The 25,752-nt window shown below is 54.9% G+C and carries 25 protein-coding genes; 13 read left to right on the top strand and 12 right to left on the bottom strand.

The features are described 5' to 3' along the window. Positions 1-204 precede the first annotated feature (204 nt). The 5 genes from UF64_RS06725 to rfaD all read right to left on the bottom strand — a co-directional run bounded on the left by UF64_RS06725 (position 205) and on the right by rfaD (position 5,503). Positions 205-1,218 carry a hypothetical protein gene (locus tag UF64_RS06725; RefSeq protein ID WP_044827832.1) on the bottom strand — a complete coding sequence of 338 codons (1,014 nt, stop codon included), beginning with the start codon at positions 1,216-1,218 and terminating at the stop codon, positions 205-207. Between the two features lie 90 nt (positions 1,219-1,308). Next, a complete protein-coding gene (gene pgeF / locus UF64_RS06720) occupies positions 1,309-2,130 on the bottom strand; it encodes a peptidoglycan editing factor PgeF (RefSeq protein ID WP_082049637.1) in 822 nt (273 codons plus the stop codon). Between the two features lie 310 nt (positions 2,131-2,440). Beyond that, complete coding sequence (locus UF64_RS06710; RefSeq protein ID WP_044827830.1) at positions 2,441-3,568, bottom strand: class I SAM-dependent methyltransferase; 1,128 nt, start codon at positions 3,566-3,568, stop codon at positions 2,441-2,443. Between the two features lie 7 nt (positions 3,569-3,575). After that, positions 3,576-4,409 carry a prolipoprotein diacylglyceryl transferase gene (gene lgt / locus UF64_RS06705; protein ID WP_200892650.1) on the bottom strand — a complete coding sequence of 278 codons (834 nt, stop codon included), beginning with the start codon at positions 4,407-4,409 and terminating at the stop codon, positions 3,576-3,578. A 107-nt stretch (positions 4,410-4,516) separates the two neighbouring features. After that, the gene (rfaD, locus tag UF64_RS06700; protein WP_044827829.1) at positions 4,517-5,503 is read right to left on the bottom strand and encodes an ADP-glyceromanno-heptose 6-epimerase; all 987 of its coding nucleotides are present in this window, start codon (positions 5,501-5,503) and stop codon (positions 4,517-4,519) included. Positions 5,504-5,981: 478 nt separating this feature from the next. Here rfaD and UF64_RS06690 point away from each other — a divergent pair, with 478 nt between their 5' ends. From UF64_RS06690 to UF64_RS06665, 6 genes are all read left to right on the top strand, one after another. Further along, positions 5,982-6,308, top strand: a complete 327-nt coding sequence (locus UF64_RS06690; RefSeq protein WP_044827827.1) for an accessory factor UbiK family protein — start codon at positions 5,982-5,984, stop codon at positions 6,306-6,308. A gap of 223 nt (positions 6,309-6,531) precedes the next feature. Then, a complete protein-coding gene (locus tag UF64_RS06685; RefSeq protein WP_120224348.1) occupies positions 6,532-7,038 on the top strand; it encodes a YbjN domain-containing protein in 507 nt (168 codons plus the stop codon). A 354-nt stretch (positions 7,039-7,392) separates the two neighbouring features. Next, entirely contained in the window at positions 7,393-8,208 is an 816-nt protein-coding gene (gene proC, locus UF64_RS06680) for a pyrroline-5-carboxylate reductase (protein WP_044827826.1), read from the top strand. A 45-nt stretch (positions 8,209-8,253) separates the two neighbouring features. After that, the gene (locus tag UF64_RS06675) at positions 8,254-8,970 is read left to right on the top strand and encodes a TetR family transcriptional regulator (protein WP_044827825.1); all 717 of its coding nucleotides are present in this window, start codon (positions 8,254-8,256) and stop codon (positions 8,968-8,970) included. A 197-nt stretch (positions 8,971-9,167) separates the two neighbouring features. Further along, positions 9,168-9,620 (top strand): phasin family protein, encoded by a 453-nt coding sequence (locus UF64_RS06670; protein ID WP_044827824.1) that lies wholly within the window; start codon positions 9,168-9,170, stop codon positions 9,618-9,620. 188 nt (positions 9,621-9,808) lie between these two features. Next, positions 9,809-10,156, top strand: a complete 348-nt coding sequence (locus UF64_RS06665) for a tRNA-binding protein (protein WP_044827823.1) — start codon at positions 9,809-9,811, stop codon at positions 10,154-10,156. 85 nt (positions 10,157-10,241) lie between these two features. Here the strand turns inward: UF64_RS06665 and UF64_RS19640 are convergent, their stop codons facing one another. Beyond that, the gene (locus UF64_RS19640) at positions 10,242-11,594 is read right to left on the bottom strand and encodes a PAS domain-containing protein (RefSeq protein WP_052657474.1); all 1,353 of its coding nucleotides are present in this window, start codon (positions 11,592-11,594) and stop codon (positions 10,242-10,244) included. Positions 11,595-11,797: 203 nt separating this feature from the next. After that, complete coding sequence (locus tag UF64_RS06655) at positions 11,798-12,574, bottom strand: ferredoxin--NADP reductase (RefSeq protein ID WP_044827822.1); 777 nt, start codon at positions 12,572-12,574, stop codon at positions 11,798-11,800. A 434-nt stretch (positions 12,575-13,008) separates the two neighbouring features. Here UF64_RS06655 and UF64_RS06650 point away from each other — a divergent pair, with 434 nt between their 5' ends. Then, entirely contained in the window at positions 13,009-13,704 is a 696-nt protein-coding gene (locus UF64_RS06650; RefSeq protein ID WP_044827821.1) for a nitroreductase family protein, read from the top strand. A gap of 72 nt (positions 13,705-13,776) precedes the next feature. Here the strand turns inward: UF64_RS06650 and UF64_RS06645 are convergent, their stop codons facing one another. The 3 genes from UF64_RS06645 to UF64_RS06635 form a co-directional block, all read right to left on the bottom strand. After that, complete coding sequence (locus UF64_RS06645; RefSeq protein WP_235284986.1) at positions 13,777-15,111, bottom strand: ATP-binding protein; 1,335 nt, start codon at positions 15,109-15,111, stop codon at positions 13,777-13,779. A gap of 46 nt (positions 15,112-15,157) precedes the next feature. Next, entirely contained in the window at positions 15,158-15,886 is a 729-nt protein-coding gene (locus UF64_RS06640) for a response regulator (protein ID WP_044827820.1), read from the bottom strand. Positions 15,887-16,019: 133 nt separating this feature from the next. Then, complete coding sequence (locus UF64_RS06635) at positions 16,020-16,535, bottom strand: MarR family winged helix-turn-helix transcriptional regulator (protein ID WP_044827819.1); 516 nt, start codon at positions 16,533-16,535, stop codon at positions 16,020-16,022. Between the two features lie 113 nt (positions 16,536-16,648). Between UF64_RS06635 and UF64_RS06630 the strand changes: the two genes are divergently transcribed. Together UF64_RS06630 and UF64_RS06625 are read left to right on the top strand one after the other, a co-directional pair. Then, entirely contained in the window at positions 16,649-17,545 is an 897-nt protein-coding gene (locus UF64_RS06630) for a branched-chain amino acid aminotransferase (RefSeq protein WP_044827818.1), read from the top strand. A 185-nt stretch (positions 17,546-17,730) separates the two neighbouring features. Next, positions 17,731-18,678, top strand: a complete 948-nt coding sequence (locus UF64_RS06625; RefSeq protein ID WP_044827817.1) for a hypothetical protein — start codon at positions 17,731-17,733, stop codon at positions 18,676-18,678. A gap of 152 nt (positions 18,679-18,830) precedes the next feature. Here UF64_RS06625 and betC read toward each other — a convergent pair whose 3' ends face one another. Continuing rightward, the gene (gene betC, locus UF64_RS06620; protein ID WP_044827816.1) at positions 18,831-20,345 is read right to left on the bottom strand and encodes a choline-sulfatase; all 1,515 of its coding nucleotides are present in this window, start codon (positions 20,343-20,345) and stop codon (positions 18,831-18,833) included. Between the two features lie 515 nt (positions 20,346-20,860). On the opposite strand from betC, the gene UF64_RS06605 reads away from it, so the two are divergent. Beyond that, a complete protein-coding gene (locus UF64_RS06605) occupies positions 20,861-21,745 on the top strand; it encodes a LysR substrate-binding domain-containing protein (RefSeq protein ID WP_082049596.1) in 885 nt (294 codons plus the stop codon). 25 nt (positions 21,746-21,770) lie between these two features. Here the strand turns inward: UF64_RS06605 and UF64_RS06600 are convergent, their stop codons facing one another. Beyond that, entirely contained in the window at positions 21,771-22,244 is a 474-nt protein-coding gene (locus UF64_RS06600; protein ID WP_044827812.1) for an Lrp/AsnC family transcriptional regulator, read from the bottom strand. 141 nt (positions 22,245-22,385) lie between these two features. Here UF64_RS06600 and UF64_RS06595 point away from each other — a divergent pair, with 141 nt between their 5' ends. From UF64_RS06595 to speB, 3 genes are all read left to right on the top strand, one after another. Next, entirely contained in the window at positions 22,386-23,429 is a 1,044-nt protein-coding gene (locus UF64_RS06595) for a zinc-dependent alcohol dehydrogenase family protein (RefSeq protein ID WP_044827811.1), read from the top strand. 20 nt (positions 23,430-23,449) lie between these two features. Next, positions 23,450-24,631, top strand: a complete 1,182-nt coding sequence (locus tag UF64_RS06590; RefSeq protein ID WP_044827810.1) for an aromatic amino acid transaminase — start codon at positions 23,450-23,452, stop codon at positions 24,629-24,631. Between the two features lie 143 nt (positions 24,632-24,774). Continuing rightward, a complete protein-coding gene (gene speB / locus UF64_RS06585; protein WP_044827809.1) occupies positions 24,775-25,728 on the top strand; it encodes an agmatinase in 954 nt (317 codons plus the stop codon). Positions 25,729-25,752: the final 24 nt, after the last annotated feature.

The following is a 25,752-nucleotide window of genomic DNA, read 5'->3' as shown; positions in this document are numbered from 1 at the left end:
GCCCAACAGCCCGGAAACTGGGAATTTCCGCCGCAATCAACGACACCTTCACGACACTCAAAGACCAAAACGCGGCAATTCTGCATGTCCGCAGATCGCGGCGGCTTTATAACCAGCCGTTAACAGTCTGTAAATGGGGCCAATGCCGAATAACGACAAGGCTGTCATGCACACCCTGCCCATCGGCCATTTCATGCAACGGGTTTAACGCACCGATGCCGTTTTATTATCATCGCGCAGTTGAAGCTTCTTGCTGTTTGCGATCTGGCCCAAAACCCCTTCAAGGGTTTCGACCGCCGCCTGTGCAGCAAGGGACGCGACCGTGCCCCACCGCTCATCAAGCTGACCGCGCGGCACGACATTGTTCTGGTTCATCTGCCCCAGTTCCGTGCCATCAACTTCCATGATGATCCATTCGATCGACACCCGATCAAGCGGGGTCGTGGTTTTTTCTTCAACCGGACTGACATTAATGGTCGCAGACAGGATGACACTGTTTTCATCCATCTCGCGGTTATCAACCGTGATGCCGCGCGCCTGCAGCAATGCCCCGGCAGACCGCGCAAGGGCCGTGTTGCCATCCCCCGGCGCACCGGCAAAATCAATGAGCGCCACCTTCATCACCGGGGCTGCCCGAAGCGACGACCGGTCGCCGGTGATCATAAAGGCAATCTCGTCTGCTGGCTGGGCGACCAACCCTTCATAGGTTTTTGCCAACGGGTCATCCGCCTTGCCTTCAAGCTCGCGGACTTTCTCGACCAGTTCTTGCGGGATGGCGAGGTTGTTTTCCTCAGGCCCCGTGGGCTGATCGGCAAACCATTGATCAGCTGCCAACTCGCCAGTTGATCGGGTGGTATCAATCGCAAGCCCGTCCGGGCGCATCAGAACCCAGGTGATATCAAGTGCCGCCCCATTATCGGTCAGGCTGGCCTGCACATTCGGGCGCAGAATGTAATCACCACCGGTATCGGTTTCGCTATAGGCCGGAATATCTCGCAGGCGAAGGGCGCGTGCCATCGCGCGTGCCAGATGGACGGATGCCCCGTCGGGCAAATCTTCGGTGGCCTCGACCCGAACGGTTCCGGTATCGCGCAGCTCAAGCAAGCCCGGGTCACCAGCACGACCAGCCCCTTCGAACGGGCGCGGCAAATCACCGCAGGCCGCAAGCAACCCGGCCATGGCAAACATCAAAACAACAGAACGCAGGAAAGATTTCATCAGGGATATTTTCGTGCTCACATCATCACACAACCGACCATGGTCGCGACGATCATAAAGAAGAACAGCATGATCAAATGCGGCATGACGTTACGCCTCTGTCAACATAATCGCCGAAAGCTGCCGCCCGTAATCGGGCTCCTTGCGCAGCGTCGTTCGACGGTAACTGTAAAAAAGCTGCTCTTCTGCCAGCGTATCACGCGCCACCAGCTCGACCGAAGCCACCCCGGTCGCAATCGTCCGGCGCCGCACATATTCCGGCAGATCAAACATGAAATGCCCATCACGCACCGACGCGTCAAACAAATCGTCTTCACCTTCGGGTCCCGCAAGGATGGTGTCTCGGAAAGTACCGTCGACCTCATAGGATTTGCGCGCAATGCACGGACCAACAGCGGCGTGAATGTTTTCGCGCTTGGCACCAAGCTTTTCCATCGCTTCCACCGTGCTGGCCGAAATGCCACCATGCGATCCGCGCCAACCGGAATGGCAGGCGCCGATCACACCCGCAACCGGATCATGAAACAGAACCGGCGTGCAATCCGCGGTCAGAATACCCAGCATGATGTTCGGGCGATCTGTCACCATCGCGTCGGCCTTGGGGGCCTCATCACGCGAAAGCGGCTTATCAAGGACAACAACATCAATGCCATGCACCTGATAGACCGTGGTCAGGCGATCGGCACTGGTGTCAAACGCCGATGCGGCGCGTGCGCGGTTCTCGGCCACGCGACCCTTGTCATCATCAGATCCGAAACCGACATTAAGCCCGCCATGAATACCGTCACTGACCCCGCCCTTGCGGCTTAAGAACCCGTGGCGCAATCCATCCGTCTCCGACAGGTTGCCTGCTTCAAACCAGGTCAGCCCGTTGGTGCTGCGTTCAATCCCGCTGCTGATCGGATGTGTCATGCTGGCCTGCTCCGTTCCCAAAACCGTTCCGGTCGCGATCAATTCAGGGCCTGTTGATAATCAGGATGCCGTCGTGGCGGGATCGTATTTTCCCACCTGCAAGAAGGGGATGGCGCAGCGTGGCAGGTCCCACGAAAGCCAGCCGCGACGCCGCAGGTGGGAAAATACGCCCCGTCCCAGAGGGATTGTCGCCTAAGGGCGCGAAACCGCGTCCCGCGTCCTTGAATATACCAAGCATGTCCTGCGTCCTCACTCCTAATTTCGCGCCCTTAGGCGGCAACCACGGCGATATCCTGATCATCAACAGGCCCTAACCCGCCACGCCACTGACGCAAGGCGGCGGGGTGGTATCACGACCATATCCGATCAGAACTTTAAAAAGCGTTCCCATCTGATCGGCATCGATCAACCGCGACAGGGCCTGATCAATCGCGGTTTGCTGATCGTCATCGGCATTGGTTTTCAAAAGTTCGGCCCGTTGTTCAATGCCGAGCATGCGCAAGAAAGTCCCTTGGGTCAGAACGGCACCAGTGCGCGCACCTGCTTCGTTCATCGCCCTCCCGATGGCGGCAAAATCGACATGCGCGGTCAAATCCGCATCGCCCGGATTGCTCAGAACCGGATGATATTCATGGCCCATCAGGGCCTGGAACGTATCGCCAAACGCACTGCCGGGATGGCCATAATCAATAAACAGTGCCCCGCCGCCCGTTTCATTCAGTCGCCTTGCGATCTGATCGGCAATGGCGATGGCCGGTGCGCAGCTTTCAAAGATATCACCTTTCTTTGCCGCCCCGCGCATGGTGGCCGGGATCAGCGCATCGGTGATCGGTGTTTCCGCCCCACGGACAAAGCCAAGCTCGCCGGTTTTGGCATCAACACCCACCAGCCGTTCGGCCCAGCCTTTTTCGCCACGTTCGAACTGACGGATCGGCAGCGCATCGAAGAACTCGTTACCAATAACAATTGCCGGAACATTGGCGCGCGTCGGAATGTCATCAAACGTTTCATGCCAGGTCGCCGGAATGCCATAAGCCATTATCGCGGTTTGCTGATGGGTGCGCAAAACCGGGCTGGTTTCAACAAACCGCACGGTCAGGGCATCACCAAAGCCCGGCACATTGCGCACGGCGCGCAGCGCATCAGACATCAGCGTCCCACGCCCCGGTCCCAACTCGATCAGATCGATCTTTGGCGGGCAGCCCATCTGTTGCCAGGTGACCGCGGCCCAAAGCCCGATCAGTTCGCCAAACATCTGGCTGACTTCCGGGGCAGTGATGAAATCACCGGCACGACCAAACGGGTCCTGCTTGCGGTAATAGCCGTATTCCGGATGGGCCAGTGCCTCGGTCATGAAATCGGCAATGGTGATCGGCCCGGATACATTGATCCGGCGCTTGATATGGGCCAAAAGCGGGCTGTCGGTCTCGGAAGTCATCTTTACGTTACGCGTTTTCGGCTTCTTTGGGATGGACCCGGGTTTCAATCGGCTCGGATTTCAGCGCATAGACAATACATGCGACCCCAACCAGCACCATCGGGATCGACAGGATCTGACCCATGGTGATGCCACCGGCAAAGTAACCCAGCTGGGCATCGGGCTGGCGGAAGAATTCGACAATGATGCGCGAAATGCCATAGCCGGCCACGAACGTGCCGCCCAGAATACCCGGACGATGGCGGATAAATGCATTGCGCGACAGGACAAACAGCACAACAAACAGGATCAGCCCTTCAAGCAGCGCTTCATAAAGCTGGCTTGGATGGCGCGGTTCCGGGCCGCCATTGGGGAACACAATGCCCCAGGCAACGTCGGTCGTGCGGCCATAAAGTTCGCCATTGATGAAATTGGCAATCCGGCCAAAGAACAGCCCGATCGGGGTTGCGACCGCGGCAGCATCCAGCACGGCCAGGATCGAAATTCCGCGCTTTCTGGCAAACAGAATGATAGCCAGGATCACACCCATGAACCCGCCATGGAACGCCATGCCACCCTGCCAGACCTTCAGGATATTGGCCGGGTTATCCAGGTAATAATCCAGATTGTAAAACAGGATATAGCCCAACCGCCCGCCAAGGATCACACCAAGTGTCGCCCAGAACAGCAAATCATCAACATCGCGCTTGCTCATGATGTTCGGCGTTTTGGTGCAGTAATAGACCACATATTTCCAGCCCAGCAGCAGACCGGCAATATAGGCCAGCGCATACCAGCGAATGGCAATCGGGCCGATGGAAATCGCAATCGGGTCTATCGCCGGAAAGGCAAGGCTCAGCATCTGGAAAACTCCGGATCAGCTATTGGGTGTTGATGGGCGTGTGGTGCTGAAGTCGCAAAGGAGTTGGGCAGCATCATGGCAAGCCGCCCGGTCCTACGCGGCTCACATCAGCGGAACGCATCCTCGGTCGCAAGATAATCCTGCACATAGGACCGCACCCCGTCTTCAAGCGACGTCATTTCCTTGCCGTATCCCGCCTTGCGCAGCTTGGTCATATTGGCCTCAGTAAAATACTGGTACTTGTCGCGGATCGCTTCCGGCGTCGGCACGAACTTGATGTCGGGCTCCTTGCCCATGGCAGCAAACACCGCCAGTGCCAGATCCTTGAAGCTGCGCGCCTTGCCGGTTCCGATATTGAAAAGGTCGCTGACATTCGGGTTGTCATAAAGCCACATGATGATCTCGACAACATCCCCAACCCAGACAAAGTCACGCAGCTGCCCGCCATCTTCGTAGTCGGGATGATGCGATTTAAACAGGGTTGCGGTCTCACCATTGGAAAGCTTGTCAAACAGCTGTGACACCACCGAACGCATGCCGCCCTTGTGGTACTCGTTCGGGCCATAGACGTTAAAGAACTTAAGCCCCGCCCACTGTTTCGGCCGGAAACCGTTCTGATCAAGGATGCGGCGGAACCGGCGGTCGGTCGCATGCTTGGACCAGCCATAGGCATTGAGCGGTGCGAGCTTCGCCATATCGGCTTCATCAAAGCTGTCATCAAAGCCCTGCTTGCCATCGCCGTATGTGGCGGCCGAGGATGCATAGATCAGGCGCGATGAATGGCGCGAACACCATTCCCAAAGCCAGGTCGTCAGTTTCAGGTTGTTGGCAACGATCTTGTCAGCATCGGTTTCCGTGGTCGCGGAAATCGCGCCCATATGGAAAATCGCCTCGACATCGCCGGCATGCTGTTCAAGGAAAGCAGGCAATTCGTCGGGATGGACAATGTCGCGCAGGTTCCGCTTGGCGATGTTTTTCCATTTGATGCCATCGCGCAGGCGATCAACGACAACGATGTCGGTTTCGCCACGGTCTTCAAGGGCCGCAACAATATTGGAACCGATAAACCCGGCGCCACCGGTGACGATAAGCATTGCATTCTCCTGACGAGGCCGCCCTCTGCCCGAATGGCAAAGGACGACGGATCACGTTTTGACGACACTTTATAAGACCGCCCCTGATCTGGAGCAAGAAAAGCAAACCAAAATAACGATATCGTTAGGGTCAGGACCTGTTAATTTGGTTTGAATGGTCGCTCAGATTTGTGCGGATACGCGAAGCAAAGCCGCAGGAAGATATGCATCTTGCAAGGTTTTGCGACAACGTAGTTCGTGCAAATCTGAGTGATCCGAAGGACAGAGCTTATGTTTGCAAACTCCCGCGTCAAATCCCTTGGTCGGGATACCGACCCGCCCAACGGGTTTTTCCTTGGACTTTGTAAACATAAGATCTGCCATTCCAATCAAATTAACAGGTCCTGACCCTAGGCCAAGCTCGTGACGCGCCGCTTGCCCTATGGCAACCAACGCCCATATTATGCCCACCATAAAGTTTCAAAAGCCGGAGACCATTATGCAGATCAACAACCGCATTCTCGATGACCTGACCCGTGTCACCAATTCCGCATTGGGCACCATGACCGGTGTCAAAGGCGAAGTAGATGCCATGATCCGCCAGCAGTTCGAAAAGATCCTGATGAACATGGATCTGGTCACCCGCGAGGAATATGACGTCGTCCATGATGTCGCGATCCGTGCCGCCGAACGCATCGATGCGCTCGAAGCCAAGATCGCCGATCTCGAAAAGCGTCTTGATGCTGCCGCACCGGCCAAGAAACCGGCCGCCAAAAGCAGCACCGCCAAGGCAGCCCCGAAATCCGCGGCAAAAAAAGACGCCTGATCGGGCAAATCATCCCCACATAGGAATAAGGTCGCAGGTGTTTAACGACCCCTGCGGCCTTATTTGCCGTCACAAGCGGGCAGGCTTTGCGGTCAATGAAAACCGCACGGTGATCCTGATGCGAATATTCATTGCAGTCCTGCGCGCAGCGACGGTTGAAACAAAGCGTTCACCGGCATATAGTGCGCGCCCTTTCGCACATGCTTGAACAGGCTGGGTATAGATGAACGACCAAATGGAAGATATCGGCGACATCGGCGACGAAAACCCGCTGATTCTGGTCGAGGATATCGCCCGCACCAACCAGTGGCATCTTGAACGCCGCAGCTCGGACGAGATTGTGGTCGAAATTCCGGCCCACTGGTGCACCTATCTGGTCTATTTCACCTGGCGTGAAGATGCCGAGGCGCTTCATATCGCGTGCTGCTTTGATCTGTTCGTGCCCGAACCGCTGCGCCCGCGCATCTATGAACTGGTTGCCAAATGTAACGAGCAACTCTGGATCGGGCATTTCGGCCTGTGGCTCGAAGAAAACATGCCGCTGTTCCGTCATACCCTGCTGTTTGGTGGCGACGTGCCCCCGATGGTTGAGCAGTTCGAAGAGCTGATTGATATCGCGCTTTCGGAATGCGAACGCTTCTTCCCGGCGTTCAACTTTGTCCTGGGCCAGGGAAAAACCCCGGACGAGGCCTTGATGCACGCGATGCTCGAACCCGCCGGTCAGGCCTGATCACATCAGCCCATCCAACCTGCCAAGGACGGCCCCATCGCCGTCCTTTGTCATTTCCGGCTGATTTTTTTTCGGCTTCTGCCGCCAGCTTTGAAATCCAAACAAATCCCCCAAACCGGCTTTCTGCGAAGCCTTTGACGACACAAAATCCCGCAAAGCCGCCCCTTGCCAGCCAAAGCATCCTTCCCAACACTAATACCCTGCAAACACGGGCAGTTTGCACGCCCCTCTTGCCCTCTGCACTGACTTGACCCACCTTGAGAAGATCGCTACGGCATTGCATCATGTACGTTGATCGCCCCACGATTAACCAAACGATCAACCAAACCCGATGGATAAAGCGGAGCAGAATTTATGAATACGCGTCTTTTGCTGGTTGGCTGTGGCAAGATGGGCAGTGCCATGCTCGAAGGCTGGCTGGCCCGCGGGCTTGATGCCGCCAATGTCTTCATCGTCGAGCAGGCTGAAGCCGCCGAACAGCTCGAGCTGAAATACGGCATCAATGGCATCACCGATGTTGCCGATATGCGATCCGACTTTATCCCGCAGGTCATCCTGTTTGCCGTCAAGCCACAGGTCCTGCCCGATCTGATTGACGCATATAAACCGCTGGTGCGCGCCGAAACTGTCTTTTTGTCCGTCGCCGCAGGCAAAACCATCGACTTCTTCGCAAGCCACCTTGGCGAGCATGCCCGCATCGTACGCGCCATGCCCAATACACCGGCTGCCGTCTCGCGCGGCATGACCGTGATGTGCCCGACCGAAAATGTCAGCATCGCCCAGCGCGACATGTGCCAGACCCTGCTTGAGGCCGTCGGCATGGTGTCATGGATCGAGGATGAAAGCCTGATGGATGCCGTCACCGGCCTGTCGGGTAGCGGGCCTGCCTATATCTTCCATCTGGTCGAAGCCATGGCGCAGGCGGGCGAGGCTGCCGGCCTTCCCGCTGATCAGGCCATGATGCTTGCGCGCCAGACCGTGGTGGGTGCGGGCTTCCTGCTTGATGCCAGCGAGGAAACCGCCGCCACCCTTCGTGAAAATGTCACAAGCCCGGGCGGCACCACGGCGGCCGCGCTTAATGTGCTGATGGATCAGAAAACCGGTCTGCCCGAACTGATGACCCGCGCGGTTGCCGCCGCCCGTGACCGGTCAAAAGAACTGGCGGGCTAAGCCAAGCCCACCAGTACCCGGAACACCCAACCCAAGGAGCACGTCATGCCACCCAAAAAGGATATCCCCAATCTTCTGATTGATGCGGCCCTGAAACTGGCCGCAGAACGCGATTGGCATGACGTCACCATGATCGATATTGCAAACGAGGCCGGCGTAACGGTTGCCGATTGCTACGATCATTGCAGCAGCAAGGCCGATCTCCTGCGGCGCTTCGTCAAACGGGTCGACCGCGAAGTTCTTGCCGATCTGGAGTCGGAAGATTTCAATGAACCCGGTCATGATCGCCTGATTGCTGTCATCATGGCGCGGTTTGATATTCTAGCGGATCATCGCCGCGCACTTCGCTCCATCATCAATGCGGGTGGCGATCTTGGCCCGGCCGATGGGCTGCGCGCCATCAAGACCCATTTTGGCGCCATGCGCTGGATGTTGGAAGCTGCCGGTTTTCAGACATCCGGCCTGCATGGCAGCATGCGGGTTGCCGGCCTGACTGCGGTTTATGCCAAAACCTTCAAGCACTGGCTTGATGACGACACCAGCGATTTCGCACCGACCATGGCCTATCTCGATCGCGAGCTTTCAAAGGCTGCCGGATGGGACCGCCGGGTTGAAAAAGGATTCGGCAAGGCATCCTCGATTTGTGGTAAAATCACCAAACGCTGTCGGAATTTTTCTTGGAAAAAATCGGCGAATGCGGGCGAAAACACCCCATCTGACAGCACGTCGGATCAGGGCGCGTCACCAGCCGCCAACGGCTAATACCCTGATCTAACGTATAAAAATCACATCACTACCCAAGGTTATTTTACGGACAAAAAACATTAACCCTAAAGTTATTGTGCAGCGCAAAATAATACTTGACGACAAGCGGTCATTCCTTCATATTGCAGTTGAATTTGTGCGGCGCACAATAGCGCCTCATTCCATACCTGTTGCAAATTAATGGAGTGCAAACCATGACCGCCGCAAAAAAGGCAACCAACCCGTTCTTTGACCTCGACTTCACCAAATACACTGCGGACTTCAAAATCCCGGGTGTAGACGTGAACGAAATGATGGCTTTCCAGCGTAAAAACGTGGAAGCCCTCACCAAAGCCAACAAGGTGGCCTTCGACGGTTTCCAGGCTGTCGCTCAGCGCCAGAGTGAAATCTTCAAAACGCTGCTGGATAAAGTTCAGACCCAGGGCAAAGATTTCGCTGCTACTTCTGCTGACGACCCGATGGCTTCGGCTGCAAAACAGACCGAAGCTGCAAAAGCTGCTTACGAAGAAGCTCTTGCAAACGCCAAGGAACTGTCTGGTCTGGTAACCAAGTCCCAGGAAGAGGCTCTGACCCTTCTGCAGGCTCGCTTTACCGAATCCCTTGACGAATTCAAAGCTGCTATCGAAAAGACCGCAGCTTCGAAGTAACAGCTTTGGCTGTTAAATTCCCGTAATCTACTTGATGGCAGGGCCTCTGGGTCCTGCCATTTTTCTTTGTCGGCTTGCCTGATGGCTGCGCTTTTTGCTCAAACTCCGGAATTCATGTTCCTCAGGTGGTTTGGGCTTATCACGACCAAACGAAGTTACTAAGCTGCTCCCATAACAAGGAGACAGTCATGAGTGACGAAATCAGTTTTGATGATTTTCTGAAAGTCGATATCCGCGTCGGGACCGTCATTGATGCCCAGGAATTTCCCGAGGCCCGCCGCCCCGCCCTCAAGCTCTGGGTCGATTTCGGGCCAGACATCGGCACCAAGAAAACATCCGCCCAGATCACCAAGCATTACACGCCCGAAAAGCTGATCGGTCGTCAGGTTGCGGGTGTGGTCAATTTCCCCAAAAAGCAGGTCGGCCCCTTCATGTCGGAATTCCTCTGCCTCGGCTTCCCCGATGCCGATGACGACAAGGGCATTGTCCTGATCCGCCCGGATCAGGATGTGCCGAACGGCTCGCGCCTGTTCTGATCCGGGGTTTCCCAAAAAGGAAAAGGGCGGATATCGTCGTTGCGATACCCGCCCCATCCCCGCTCGTGTCACGCTCCCGGCAGGGTTAGCGCGCCAAAACCACCGACGCTTCGCGCGTCCGACCAACGACCATGGCGACTTCTTCAGATGCCTTGATCATGGTGTCAAAGGACCCATGCGATGTCTCGATCGCGGTCTGGATTCCATGCATCTCGCTTCTGACCTGATTGGTGATCTGGCCTTGCTCGTCAATCGCCAGCGACACCACGGCAACCCGGCTCAGCATCGCCTTAAGGTCGGAACGAAGCTCGGTTGAAATGCGTGCACTTTCGCCAAGACATTTTTCCAGAACATTGATCTGCTCAATGATGGCGGCATCATCGCGCGCACAATCACGCAGCACATCAATGGCATCTTCCAACGATACAATCGCACCATCACCTTCAATTGCGTGCTCATAGGCACGATCGGCAACCGTGCGAAGCTCATTCAGGCGCTGCCCAGTTTCATCAACACTGCTGACAAGTCGACCGGCAACCATCGTGCTGACCTCAAGATGCGCCTGTGCCTGACGGCAGGACTGGGATAGATCTCCATAGCTCTGATCAAACTTGCAAAGGCTCTGATCCACCTCGTCAAAGCCGCTTTCAAGCGTTGATTTCAGATCAACCAGCGACGTGACCTGATCGGTAATGTCGGTGGCAAACTTGACGATCTTGCAGACATTGCCATCGGCACCATAAACCGGGCTATAGCTGGCTTCGAACCAGACTTCACGACCATCCTTGCCAAGGCGCTTGAACTGACGCGCAGTGGTTTTACCCTTGGCAAGCGACCGCCAGAATGCGCGGTATTCTGTGCTTTGGGCATATTCAGGCTCCAGGAACATGCTGTGATGTTTCCCGACCACGTCCGAACGGTAATAGCCCATAGCAACAAGGAAATTGTAATTGGCGGTCAGGATGTTGCCCGCAAGATCAAATTCAATAACGGCATAGCTGTGCTCAATCGCATCAACCTTGCCCTGAAGATCGGCAAAACTGTCATGTCGGGCGGTAACATCCACACCAAGCCGGACAATCCGAACGACTGCTCCCTTGGCGTCGCGTATCGGACCAACGGTTTCCTCTACCCATTTACGTTCACCAGATTTGGTAACCCAGGGCAGGACCACCCGTTTGTTTTTCCCTGCGCGCAAATCTGCCCAGCACAAACCATATTCCGGTGCCTCGGCGATATCGCGCGAAAGGAACTTCGCGTGATACTCCCCAAGAACTTCGTCTTCGTCATAGCCGGTCAGCGCCAGGAAATTGTCATTAACCCGCATGACCTTTCCATCAAGGTCGAACTCCGCGACCGCAAATGATGCGTCAAACACATCGAACATGTCCGCAAACACATCATGGCTTTCAACACTGATGGAGGTCATTGAATTCATGGGTAGCTCCGGAACTTAAGGATCAGAGGACACGAGACAGGGCGTGCTTGTTTCGCCGAGTATCGCCACTCCGCCACCAACCGGACATCCCCATTTGGGGAGTATTATACCCATTGGTATAGTTTTTCTATACATATTTTGTATAAAAGAGGCGCGACAATCGAATGCCGCGCCTCTTTTTGACTGTCCGCATGAATACGGTCTTACTTTTCGACAAAAGCCTTTTCGATCACGAAGTGGCCCGGCTCGTTCATGTTGCCTTCCTTGCCACCCCAATCAAGAAGCATCTGACGGGTATCGGCGATCATCTGCGGGTTGCCACACAGCATGAAGCGATCATTTTCCAGCGTCGGCTTTTCCAGACCAAGGTCTTCGTAAAGCTTGCCCGATTCCATCAGCTCGGTGATACGGCCCTGATGCTTGAACTCTTCACGGGTCACAGTCGGGTAATACAGAAGCTTGTTCTGCACTTCCTCGCCAAAGAACTCGTTATGGGGCAGTTCGCTATGGATGAATTCCTGATAGGCCAGCTCACGCACTTCGCGGCAACCATGGACAAGGATCACCTTCTCATAACGCTCATAGGTCTCGTAATCGCGGATCACGCTCATGAACGGCGCAAGGCCTGTACCGGTCGACAGCAGCCAAAGGTTCTTGCCCGGCAGAAGGTTGTCATGGATCAGGGTACCGGTCGGCTTGCGCCCGACCAGGATCTTGTCGCCAACCTTGATGTGCTGCAAACGCGACGTCAGCGGTCCATTCGGAACCTTGATCGAGAAGAATTCAAGTTCTTCGTCATAATTTGCACTGACCATCGAATAGGCGCGCAGAAGCGGCTTGCCTTCAACTTCGAGGCCGATCATTGCGAACTGACCATTGATGAATCGGAAGCCCGGATCACGGGTGGTTTTGAACGTGAAGAGGGTGTCAGTCCAATGATGGACATAAGTGACGGTTTCTTCGTTTAAATTGCTGGCCATAACGCTACATCAATCCGTTTCGTCTGTCTGTGTGTGGAACCGTGGCGGGAAACACGGAGTATATATCCCGGCACGCATTCCATGCCAAGTTGCCGCGATTTAACATCAATCAAACGTATATCGCAAGAAAACAATCCAAATTTATTGTCATTTTGTGTAAATTACATAATTGTCTGCATATTTAGTGTGAAATAGAACCTCTGCCCAAAGCCACCGTCGCAAGATAGTGGCACCGCGAAGCTCCACCTCACTGCCGGTTTGATAGGCCTGTGTGCGACTTTGTGCAATGACACATCGCAATGAATATCTGTCCGTATCAATCACGGCCAACCGCCTTTCACAACTCTGTGTCAGCGGGCCTTTGCCCTTGCTGGGCACATTGATGCTCCATAAGATCGGCTCCTTACAAACACCAAGAAAATTCAGGAAGCGCCATGTCGTCCCCCAAATCCCTGACCACCGATTTCGTTCCCATCCCCCTGCCCGATTATCAGGAATATGACGTCGCCCAGATGCGTGCGCGGGCGCAAGGCTTCTATGACGACATCAAGACCCGCCATACCGTGCGTGATTTCTCTGATCGCCCGGTTCCGCGCGACATTATTGAAACCTGCATTCGTGCGGCGGGTACGGCGCCCAACGGCGCCAATCATCAACCCTGGCATTTCTCGGTGATTGGCGACCCGGCGATGAAACGCAAGATCAGGCTGGCGGCAGAGGAAGAAGAACGCGCCTTTTACGAAGGCCGCGCGGGCGAGGAGTGGCTGGATGCGCTTAAACCGCTTGGCACCGATGACAGCAAACCGTTCCTCGAAACGGCACCCTGGCTCATCTGCATTTTTGGCGAACGCAAAAGCACATCCGCCGATGGCAAGCTTCGCAAGAACTACTATGTGCCGGAATCGGTTTCGATTGCGACAGGCTTCCTGATCGCCGCCCTGCATCGCGCGGGCCTCGCCACATTGACGCATACGCCAAACCCCATGAGCTTCCTCACCGACATTTGCGGCCGCCCCGATCACAACAAGCCCTACATCCTGCTCGTCACCGGATACCCCGCGGCCGATGCCACCATCCCGACCCACGCGACCGAGAAAAAGGACCTCTCGGAAATCGCGACTTTCTTCTAAGAAGCCAACGCAAAGTCCCAAAAGCAAAAAGCCCCGCACAAGGCGGGGCTTTTGTCATTGGTCATTCAAAGCTTAGTGGCCGATGGGCAGTACCAGACGGACGCGAAGCCCACCGCCCGGCGCATCTTCAAGATAGACATCGCCACCATGACCGCGCGCTGAATCCCGCGCAATCGTCATGCCCAGCCCAACACCACCAGTGGCCTGATTGCGGGATTCTTCCAAACGGTAAAACGGCTTGAAGACTTCTTCGCGTTTGTCAGCCGGGATGCCTGGGCCATCATCATCAAAGACAATCTCGTAATCCTGTCCACGCCGTCCGGCACGCACAGACAGATTGTTGGCATACCGCCCGGCATTGGACATGATGTTTGCCACACAACGTTTTAGTGACTGCGGGCGCAGCTCCATCTCAAGGCTGTCTTCGATGTGAAGATCAATCTGCTGCCCGTCACGCAATGCCTCGCCGACCTGATCGGTCAGAAGTTTGCCAATATCGGTCAGAACCGCTTTCTCGCCCTCTTCACCGCGCGCGAATGCCAGATAGGCATCAACCATGCGCTCCATGTCGATGACATCCTGTTTCAGGGCATCAACACCGGGCGAGCTTTGCTGCATGGCAAGTTCAAGCTTCATGCGGGTCAACGGCGTGCGCAAGTCATGCGACACACCGGCAAGCAGCGCTGTGCGCTGTGACAAATGACGTCCGATACGATCACGCATCGACATGAACGATGTCGCTGCCATACGAACTTCAGCCGCCCCTTCGGGTTTGAAGTTTTCAACATCCACACCGCGACCGAACTGATCGGCAGCCTTGGCCAGACGCCGGATCGGACGGACCTGATTGCGCATAAAGATCACCGCAACCCCATAAAGGATCAGGGCAGAACCGGCGATCCACAGGAAGAAGATATAGGTGGTCGAGTTATACAGGCGCTTGCGCGGGGCGATGATCGAAATCACACCGTCTTTCATCTGCACACGAATTTCAAGCCGCCGATCATCAAGGTCGAGATCAAAGAAGAATGGCCGCTGCAAGCGCTCATCAAGCGCATGAAACAGTTCTTCGGATACAAGGCCCAACGGCGGCTCGCTTATCTGGCGGTCCAGGATAGCCTCGGGTTCAAACACGATATCAAGCTGCATGCGCGCCCGAGCCGAGTTCTGAATCCACTCGTAATGTTCTGGATCCGGATACTGCCCAATATAATCGATCACAAAGATCACATCGCCAGCCAGACCACGGCTGAGCTGCCGGGCCACCGTATCCCAGTGACGCTCAAAGAAGATCAGGACGGTGACGATCTGCAGCAGCAGCATCGGCGTCATCAGGATCAGAAGCGACCGGCCCAAAAGCCCCGTCGGCATCAGTGATTTGATCCGTCCGTTCTGTTCGCTACCCACGCTGCTTGTCCCTGTCGGTTGTCATGGTCGGTCAGAATTGCACTCGTCAGTCCGTATACAGGACATAGCCCTGACCACGTACTGTCTGCAAGTATCTTGGTTGTTTGGGGTCTTCTTCGAATTTGCGCCGAAGTCGGGTGACCTGCACATCAATGCTGCGCGATGCCCCGGGATCGATGGCATTGCCGCTGATCATGCCGTGAAGCTGTTCGCGCGATGTCGTTTGTCCACGCCTTTTGACCAATGCGCTCAGCAACGCCTGCTCGGCCGTGGTCAGATAGATATGCTCGTCCCCGCGTTGCAGGATCATCCGCGTCAGATCAAAACGATATGCACCAAAGGATGCACTGGTTTCTGGCACCTCCACGGATGCCGACGTTTCCATCTCGGGCAATTCGCCATAGCGGCGCAAGATCGCCTCGATCCGCAGCACCAGTTCACGCGGCTCGAACGGCTTGGCAAGGTAATCATCCACACCTGCCTCAAGGCCGGCAATGCGGTCTTCGGTTTCCGAAAGGGCGGTCAGCAACAGGATTGGCACCTTTGATCCGGCTTCGCGCAGGCTGCGCGCCAGATCGACGCCCTTTTCACCGGGCATCAAAACATCAAGCACGATCAGATCAAACTGCAACCCCGACAGGCTCGCACGCGCATTGGCGGCATCGCGCGCCGCAGACACGTTAAAACCGTTCTCCCCCAAGTATCGGGTAAGAAGGTCGCGCAAACGGTCATCATCATCGACCACAAGAATATGTGGCTGATCAGCACCGGTCATCGGGTTTTCCCTGGATCAACATCTATGCAGAACAATCTGGCTGCAAAATCTTTCAAAAGCGTAAGGATAAGGACGTCAAAAATATGACCATCCGTTTGCAGTGTGCTTTTTATCCTGCCCGTTATCCTGAACGTTATCCTGCGCGACGGCGCAGGCCACCGGGGCCATCATCCTCGAACCGTTTGCGGTCCTTTTCTTCCATCATGCCCAGCATGACCTTGCGGAAGCCCTCAACCGATTCTGCGCCTGCCTCTCGATAGGCTGCGGCAATCAGGGCGCGCTGCTGTTCGGTCAGCTCGCGTTCAAGCGCCTCACCCTTTTCCGTCAGGGTCAGCAAACGCTGACGACGGTCCTGCAGACCGGTCTTTTGTTCGATAAAACCTTCGCGCACCAACTGGCCCAGCACACGCGACAGGGACTGTTTGGTGATCTTGAGAATCGACAACAGGTCACTGACCGTGATTCCGGGGTTCCGACTGACGAAATAGATGACCCGGTGGTGGGCGCGACCGAAATTATATTGCGCAAGCATCTGGTCCGCGACTTCAGTGAAATCACGGTAGGCATAGAACAGTAATTCAATGCCTTGTCTAAGTTCTTCTTCCCGCAGAAAAAGCGGGTTGACCTTGCGTGTAGAGATATCTGCCATGCTTATCCGTTATGTCAGTTATATTGACACATTAATCTATGAATGTTACCTCGACCAGACAAATAAGGACATAAAGTTACGTCCAGGAACGTTCTTGAAATGGAATTTGGCAAATGACAACTCCGACCTTTGATAACCGCGACGGTTATATCTGGTATAATGGCGAACTTAAACCGTGGCGTGAAAGCACTTTGCATGTGCTGAGCCACGCTGTCCATTACGGGAGTGCGGTATTTGAAGGCGAACGGTCCTATAACGGCAAGGTTTTCAAGCTGGCCGAACATGGCGAACGCCTGATCAAATCCGGTGAAATCCTGGATATGAAAATCCCCTACAGCGCTGCTGAACTTGATGACGCTGTCATCGAGACGCTCGCTGCCAACAACATCACCGAAGGCTATATCCGCCGTATTGCCTGGCGCGGCAGTGAAATGATGGGTGTTTCTGCCCAGACCACGCGCATCAATGTGGCGATTGCTTGCTGGGAATGGCCGAGCTATTTCGCACCGGAAGAACGCCTTAAGGGCATTCGTCTGGACCTCTCGAAATGGGCCCGCCCGGCACCGAACACCGCACCGACCAATGCCAAGGCATCGGGCCTTTACATGATCTGCACGCTATCCAAGCACGAAGCAGAACGCAAAGGCTATGCCGATGCCCTGATGCTCGATTACCGCGGTCAGGTGGCAGAAGCCACCGGCGCCAACGTCTTCTTCATCAAGGATGGCCAGATCCATACGCCGAAGCCTGATTGCTTCCTCGACGGCATCACCCGCCGTACCGTGATCGGCCTTGCCAAGGCGCGTGGCTATGAAGTCATCGAACGCGCAATCATGCCCGAGGAAATGGAAGGTTTCGAGGAATGCTTCCTGACCGGGACGGCCGCCGAAGTGACACCGGTTGCGGAAATCGGCCCGTACAAATTCACCCCGGGTCAGGTCTGTAAGACCATGATGGAAGATTACATGGCGCTGGTGCGCGGCGAAAATACCGCCGTTGCCGCTGAGTGATTTTTTTGAATAATCACAGCGATTATTCAAATTTTTTGAAAACACCCCAAGCCTTGCGCGCCGGGGTGTTTTTCTTTGCTCAAAGACAAGTTCGCAAAAAGATTCACCCGCCACGGATGCAATCACGGTCGCGCATTCACATATCGACCAGATCGCCCCAAACACAATCACTGCCGGACCCCACAATGTGCCTCCACACTGGCTCATCCCGCCCACAGGCCCGAGCCCCCATCCGTCTTGCCCTGAGCGTCGCGCTTTATCTGCTGACACTTATCGCCAGCGGCCCGCTTTATGCGGCTGAACCGCTCGAAATCAGGCTCCCCGTGCGTGAGAGCGAGTTTGAGGATGTGCGGGCCTGTCAGCTAAATCCGGATTCCGCTTGCCGATCCTGTCTTGCCGATCATTCGAGCAGCGCATCGCTCGTCATCTATTCCATCCTGCAGGAAGCCCTGACCGCCGGCGGGATCAAGGCCAAGGTCAGGGCTATCCCCTCGCCCAATTCGGAGCGTAGCCGCAAAATGGTCAGTGATGGTCTGGCCGACGTCAAGTCGGACTGGGAATTCAATATTGATCCCTATCCGGATTTACTGAAATCGGCCCCGATCCTGCGCAAGGGCGAGTTCGAAAAAGGCGTCTATGTCAGTCCTGACACCCTTGCGCTACGCAGCGACGCCCCCATTTCCGATCTGCATGACATGCAGGCCGTGTCCATTCGCACCTGGCGACTGGATTGGGAAGCACTTGAAAACCTTGTGCCCAAAAGCCTCGCCAGTGCCCCGACCACCTTTCAGATCTATAGTCTGATTAATGCCGGGCGGGCTGACTTTACCTTGCTGGAGTTTTCATCCGAACCTGATCTGACCCGGCGAAACGAAGACGTCACCCTGTATCCGATGCCCGGGGTCAAAGTGATCCTGCCGGGAAGCCAGCATTTCATGATTTCGCGCCGCCTGCCCGGTGCACAGAACTTCCTCAAGGCCCTTGATCACGGCCTGACCACCCTGCGTCAAAGCGGCTTTATCCGCCAGTGTCTGGTCAATAGCGGCATCATCAATGAAAAGGTGGCGGACTGGAAAATCCTTAATCCGATGGCAGCACAAACCAATGGTACGGCCACTTTGCCCCTGCACTGAATGCATGCCAAACGGCAGATTCCAACACCTGACGCCACCACAGCAACAATAGTATGAGGATTAATTCAACGTGCCGGGCCGGTGACTTGAATTGTCTGAAGAGTTGAGGCAGCGCCGGCCAGCCGTCCCACATGGCTGGCCGACGCTGCTTCTTACTCCCCTCGCGGGAAGCGCTGGTTTTCTTCGAGATCGTTGAGATCCATGTGATTGCGCATGTAGCGCTCGGACGCCTTTTGCAGCGGCTGATAATCCCACGGGAAGTAGGAGCCGTTGCGCAGCGCCTCGTAAACGATCCAGCGACGTGCCTGGCTTTCACGAACCGCCTGATCAAAGGCATCAAGGTTCCAACGCGCATCGCGCTGCGCACGAAACGCCGCCATCTGATCGGCACAGGCCGGATCGGCTGCCAGGTTGGTCAGCTCCTTCGGATCGGCTTCCAGATCGAAAAGCTGTTCGGGATCAAGCGTGCAATAGGTGTATTTCCATTTGCCTTCGCGGATACAAACCAGCGGGGCATAGGATCCCTCGGCGGCATATTCCATCAGGACCGGCTCGGTGCGGGCCTTGCCCGCAAGCATGCCACAGAGCGACATGCCATCGGTCCAGGGCGCGACTTCTTCCATGGATATGCCGGCAAGATCGGCCACGGTCGGGGTGACATCAAGGCTTGAAACAGGATCGGTATAAAGGCCCGGTGTGATGTTTGGCCCAGCCATCATCAGCGGCACACGCGCCGAGCCCTCAAAGAAGCTCATTTTAAACCACAGGCCGCGTTCGCCCAGCATATCGCCATGATCAGAGACAAAGATGATGATGGTGTTATCGAGCTGACGGGTGGTTTCAAGCACCTCCATGATCTGCCCGACCTTGTCGTCGATATAGGAGATGTTGGCAAAATAGGCCTGACGGGAACGACGGACATCTTCCTTCTTGATATCGAAAGCCGTGTAGTCGCTGGCATGCATCAGGCGCTGGGAATGCGGATCCTGATCATCGAAATCAAACGGGGCGACATCGGGTTCGAGTTCCGGGCAATCTTCATAGAGATCCCAGAATTTCTTGCGCGCAACGTACGGGTCATGCGGATGGGTAAAGCTGACCGTCAGGCACCATGGGCGGTCATCATGACCGCGCGACAGATCATAAAGCTTATGCGTCGCGTTGTAGGCAACCTCGTCATCATATTCCATCTGGTTGGAAATCTCGGCGACACCGGCACCGGTGACGGAGCCAAGGTTGTGATACCACCAGTCAATGCGTTCGCCCGGCTTGCGATAATCCGGGGTCCAGCCAAAGTCCGCCGGATAGATATCGGTGGTCAGGCGTTCTTCAAACCCGTGCAGCTGATCGTGGCCGACGAAATGCATCTTGCCCGACAGGCAGGTGTAATATCCCGCGCGGCGCAAGTGATGGGCATAGGTCGGAATGTCCGATGAGAATTCGGCGGCGTTGTCATAAACCCGGGTGCGATGGGGCAACTGACCGGCCATGAAGGATGCACGCCCCGGGGCGCAAAGTGGGGAGCCGGTATAACAGTTGCGGAAACGCGCCGAACGTTCAGCGAGTTTGCGCAAATGCGGCGTATGAAGGAAATCCGCAGGACCATCGGGGAACAGGGTTCCGTTCAACTGGTCAGCCATCAGGATCAAGATATTCGGGGACGTCATTTAGTCGAGCACTCCTTATCGGGGTGCGACAAACCAGCCATCACCGAGATGGCAGTCTTGACGATAAAAGCACCCCTTGGTCGTTCGTTTGCGTCAGCGCCAGCCTTAAACCCCTGCCCCTTTTCGGGTGCGTTTTGCCGGGTGTTTTTGTTATTCCGCTTGACGTTGAGCACGTGAGGGTCAGGGTCCATTCATTTGATTTGAATGGCAGAGATTATATTTGTGAAATCCCAGGAAATGGCCGCAGGGCGGGTTGGTATCCCGCCCAAGGGATTTGACGCCGGAGATCGCAAATATAATCTCTGTCCTTCGGATCAATCGGATTTGCACGGGCTACTTTGTCGCAAAACCTTGAAAGATGCATATCTTCCGGCGGTTTCGCTCCGCGTATCCGCACAAATCTGATTGACCATTCAAGTCAAATGAATGAATCCTGACCCTCCAACATTAAATCCATAAATCGATAGCCAAAGAAACCCGGTGTTTTTTAATCACTTCCATAAAGAATTTTTATAATGCAAAGACCGCTCGACATTGGATGGCTGAGAATTTTCGAAGCAGTTGGGCGGCTGGGCAGCCTAACGCGCGCGGCCAATGAGTTGGGGTTAAGCCAGCCTGCGGTGACCTATCAGATCAAGCGGGTTGAGGATCAGTTGGGCGTCTCGCTGCTCCATCGATCCCAGGGCGGCAGCCGGTTGACCGATGCGGGTGAAATCCTGTTTGAAGCCGTGCAAAGCAGTGTCGAGCATATCGACAAGGCGGTGCGCGACACCCGCCGATCTTCACAGGATCACGCAGTGCGGATCTTTACCGATTTCGGCTTCGCCGCCTTCTGGTTGATGCCGCGCGTGACCGATTTCCGCCGCCTGCATCCCGAGGCCGAAGTCCATATCATTGCCTCCCAAGGCCTTGATGATGAACTTGGCCGTGAAACCGATGCGGCCATGCTGTTTGGCGGCGCCGAAGATTTCCCGGAAACGGCACAGCTTCTGATCCCGGAGCAGGTGGTACCGGTCTGCACGCCCGGGTTCCTCGAGCGATACGGGCCGTTTGACGATCCGGCCCAGTTTGCCAGAGCACCCCTTTTGCATCTGGAAGTGACAGGTAAATCACGCTGGCTGACGTGGGAAAGCTGGCTTGCCGATCACGGGATTACCCGCAAACCAGCGCAAGGGGATCTGGGGCTTAATACCTACGGCTTTGTCATTCAGGCCGCCCTTGCCGAACAGGGCGTTGCACTGGGTTGGCGGGGATTGATTGATCATCATATCGAGCAAGGGTCGCTGGTGGCCGTGGGTTCAGAAGTTAGCCGACCGGATCGCGGGTACTGGGTGGTGCCCAGCCGATCTGTCAGCGATACGACGACCACGTTGCTTGATTGGCTGACCAATGAGACGTGAACAGCGAAGCAGGATAGAGAAAAAACTATCTTTCGATTGTGACTGGCAATCTGTTTGAAGATTTCATCTCCTTGAGCGACAAGTTTGATCTTATACCGGTTACGCCAGGCAAGCGGCGTAACGTCGAGTCAACAAAAGCGCTGTAGTCATCAAGATCGCGCGCGACGACAATCAACAGGAAGTCATCAGCCCCAGTCGTATTGTGACAAGCTAAAATGTTCGGCGTTGTCGCAATTATGCGTTCAAATTCTTCGGTAGATGCCAAATCATGTTGAGAACAACTCAATTGAACAAATGCCATCACGCCTAGGCCGAGTTTTCGTCGGTTTAGATTAGCCTGATAGCCCTCAATAATCCCACTTTCCTCCAAGCGCTTCAGACGCCGCCAGCACGGCGTCTCGCTCATGGCGAGATGTTCAGACAAGCGAGCATTTGTCATTCGCCCGTCCTCTTGGAGCAGATTTAGTATTTCCGCATTGATTTTATCGATTTGATTCATTGAGCAGCATCCCCTCACAGCAACGCAAAAAAGGGCAGAACATTTCCCGATTTGAACAATATAAGGGAATGTTAGCAAGGTAATTCCATACAAAAGGGGTAAAATCATTTAATAGAATCAACTCAAGTGAAAGCATCCTCCATGAAAGCGGTTCTTTTTGAAAAATTTCAGCAAGCACCGAAGCTTGTGACAGTCAACGATCCAACCCCTGAGAACCATGGCGTGGTGATAAGGGTGGAAGCCACTGGCGTATGTCGTAGTGATTGGCATGGCTGGATGGGACACGATAGCGATATCGAATTGCCCCATATCCCGGGTCATGAACTGGCAGGTATTATTGAGGCCGTCGGCAAAGACGTCACCAACTGGAAAATTGGCGATCGCGTGACTGTTCCGTTTATTTCCGGGTGCGGCTCCTGCCCGGAGTGTCATGCGGGCCATCAACAAGTCTGCCTTCATCAGGAACAGCCTGGTTTCACCCATTGGGGATCATTTGCGCAATATGTGGCAATTCATCAAGCTGACCTTAACCTGGTTGCGCTGCCGGAAGATATGAGCTTTGCCACGGCCGCGAGTCTCGGGTGCCGGTTCGCGACATCGTTCCGTGCTGTCATAGATCAAGGGAAGGTTTCGGCAGGGCAGTGGGTTGCTGTTCATGGCTGCGGAGGCGTAGGGCTGTCGGCAGTTATGATCGCCAATGCTGCAGGCGCGAATGTCATTGCTATCGACATCGACGCGGAGAAACTCGCACTTGCCCACGAACTTGGTGCGGTCGCCAGCATAAATGGCGCCGAGGCGACGAGCGTGCCGGAAGCCGTGGTTGATCTTACAAAGGGTGGGGCTCACGTATCTCTGGACGCATTAGGACACCCAACTACTTGCTTTAATTCAATTGAGAACCTTCGCCCACGCGGAAAACATGTTCAAGTTGGGTTAATGCTGGGAGACCATACGACACCTCAAATCCCAATGGCGAAAGTCATAGGCAAGGAACTGGAAATTCTCGGGTCGCACGGGATGCAAGCGCATCGTTACGGTGCAATGCTTGAGATGATTAGCACAGGGAAACTGGATCCAGCTCGCCTCGTAGGCTCTCAGATTAGCCTTGATGAAGCTCCGAATGCACTCATGCAGATGGATAAGTTCCAATCTGTAGGCGCAACTGTCATTACGCAGTTTTCCTGAGCTCGAGGCCGGAGAGCGTCATGTTCGAATACATTCAAGATTACCCGGTCGACCCAATTATGATCGGGGCAGAGAATTTCGCAAACGATCCTCGATCAGAAAAAATCGATCTAACGGTTGGAATCTATCAGAACGAACATGGTCAAACGCCAGTTCTCTCTGCTGTAAAAGACGCAGAACGTCAACTGGTCGCAAGCCAGAGTACCAAGTCCTACCTGGCGCTGACGGGGGATGCAACTTACTGCAACTTACTGGGACGAGAAATTCTTGGGCCTACCTATACCGAGATTGACTTTGTCTCAGCACAGACGGCTGGTGGTGCCGTCGCATTGCGAGTCATTGCTGATATGCTCGCCCAAATGAGTCCACAACCAACAATTTGGCTGCAGACCCCGACCTATGGCAACTATTTACCCATCCTGCGAGCGGCCGGGGCATATTGCCGTTTTGTGCCTTACTACTCGCAGTCCGCTTGCGAACTTGACTTCGATCGGATGATCGAAGGCCTGAAGACGGCTCAACCCGGCGACGTGTTTTTGATGCAAGGGGTTTGCCACAATCCGACCGGCGCGGACATGAACGCGAAGCAGTTCAACTTCTTGCTTGATCTGCTTGAAGAAAAGGGCGTCATTCCTTGGCTTGATCTCGCGTATCTGGGATTCAGTCAAAGCTTTGAAGAAGATTGCAAAATGGCCCGAGACATAGCAGATCGTTTTTCTGAGTGTGTCATTTGCATAACGCTTTCCAAGTCATTCGGGATTTATCGTGATCGCGCTGGCGCACTTTTTATCAAGACGAAGCCTGCATATCAAAAACGTGTTCACAGAGCAGTTTCAGCCATTATACGATCCAGCGCATCTCACGCACCTGATCACGGCCCTTCTGTCGTTCGAACAATACTGCAAGATGCAGAATTGAAAGCTTCGTGGTTAAGCGAACTCGCTCAGATGCGCGACAGAGTCATTCAAATACGAAAACTGGTTTCCGAAGCTGAAATGCAACAGTTTGGCGAAGGCACGTTAAACTTCCTGGCACGTCAAACTGGGATGTTTTCGTTACTGCCGATTACAATCGAACAAGAAACAGCACTAACCCGAGAACACGGTATACATGTCGTCAAGGGCGGGAGGATCAATGTTGCCCGACTTGATCAAAATAACATCCCAAAGCTGATCAAAGCCTTCCATATGGTCACACGCTAAATTGTTACCCTTACTTACGACCGTTTGTTTGATCTACCAGCTTCCCGGATAGAACATGAGTTCGATATTCTTTTGCTGTATCGTAGGCAAGCAGTCCCCTAGAGTGATGGTTCGCGCACACCACAATCGACAGGGGATTTTTCATGACAGAGCATGGCTATAACAGCGGGCGGTTGAACCTGCCCTTCGTTGGCATTTCGACCTTTTCCAAAAGCCCCTATGTCGAGAACTGGGATGCGATTGATGCCGATGTTGCCATCCTTGGCGCGCCGTTTGATTTTGGCACCCAATGGCGATCCGGTGCGCGGTTTGGCCCGCGCGGTATTCGCGAGGCATCGACACTTTTTGCCTTTGGCCATGCCGGGGCCTATGACCATGAAGATGACGTGACCTATCTTGAAGGGGTCCGGATGGTCGATATCGGCGATGCCGACATCATTCATACCGACACCATCAATAGCCACGCCAATATCGAGTTCGGCGTGCGCAAGATTTTGGCCGCCGGTGCCCTGCCCGTGGTTCTGGGCGGCGATCATTCGATCAACATCCCCTGCATCAATGCCTTTTCCGAGCAGGAACCTGTGCATGTGGTGCAGTTTGATGCCCATCTGGATTTCGTCGATGAACGCCACGGGGTACGCAACGGCCATGGCAACCCGATGCGCCGTGCGATTGAAAAACCGTGGGTCACGGGCATGACCCAACTTGGCATTCGCAATGTGTCCTCCACCGCCAAGGAAGGATACGACTATGCCCGCGAACAGGGTTCAGACATCCTGTCTGTCCGCCAAGTTCGCAAGCTTGGTGTTGAGGGTGTACTCGAACGCATTCCGGCCGGGAAACGCTATTACCTGACGATTGATATTGACGGGTTTGATCCATCCATCGCGCCGGGCACTGGCACGCCAAGCCACGGCGGCTTCCTGTATTATGACGTGCTGGAAATCATCGCTGGCCTTGCCAAGCGAGGGGATATCGTTGGTATTGATCTGGTCGAAGTTGCCCCGGATTACGACCAAACCGGAACGACCGCCATTCTGGCCGCGCAGATTTTGCTTAACACCATCGGGCGGATTTTCGCTGCGCGAGGCAAATAACGGCCGACATCGCCGGAAAAACAT

The sequence above is a fragment of the Thalassospira sp. HJ genome (genome assembly GCF_000948415.1).
Lineage (GTDB): Bacteria > Pseudomonadota > Alphaproteobacteria > Rhodospirillales > Thalassospiraceae > Thalassospira.
This window is presented reverse-complemented; position numbering and strand designations above follow the sequence as displayed.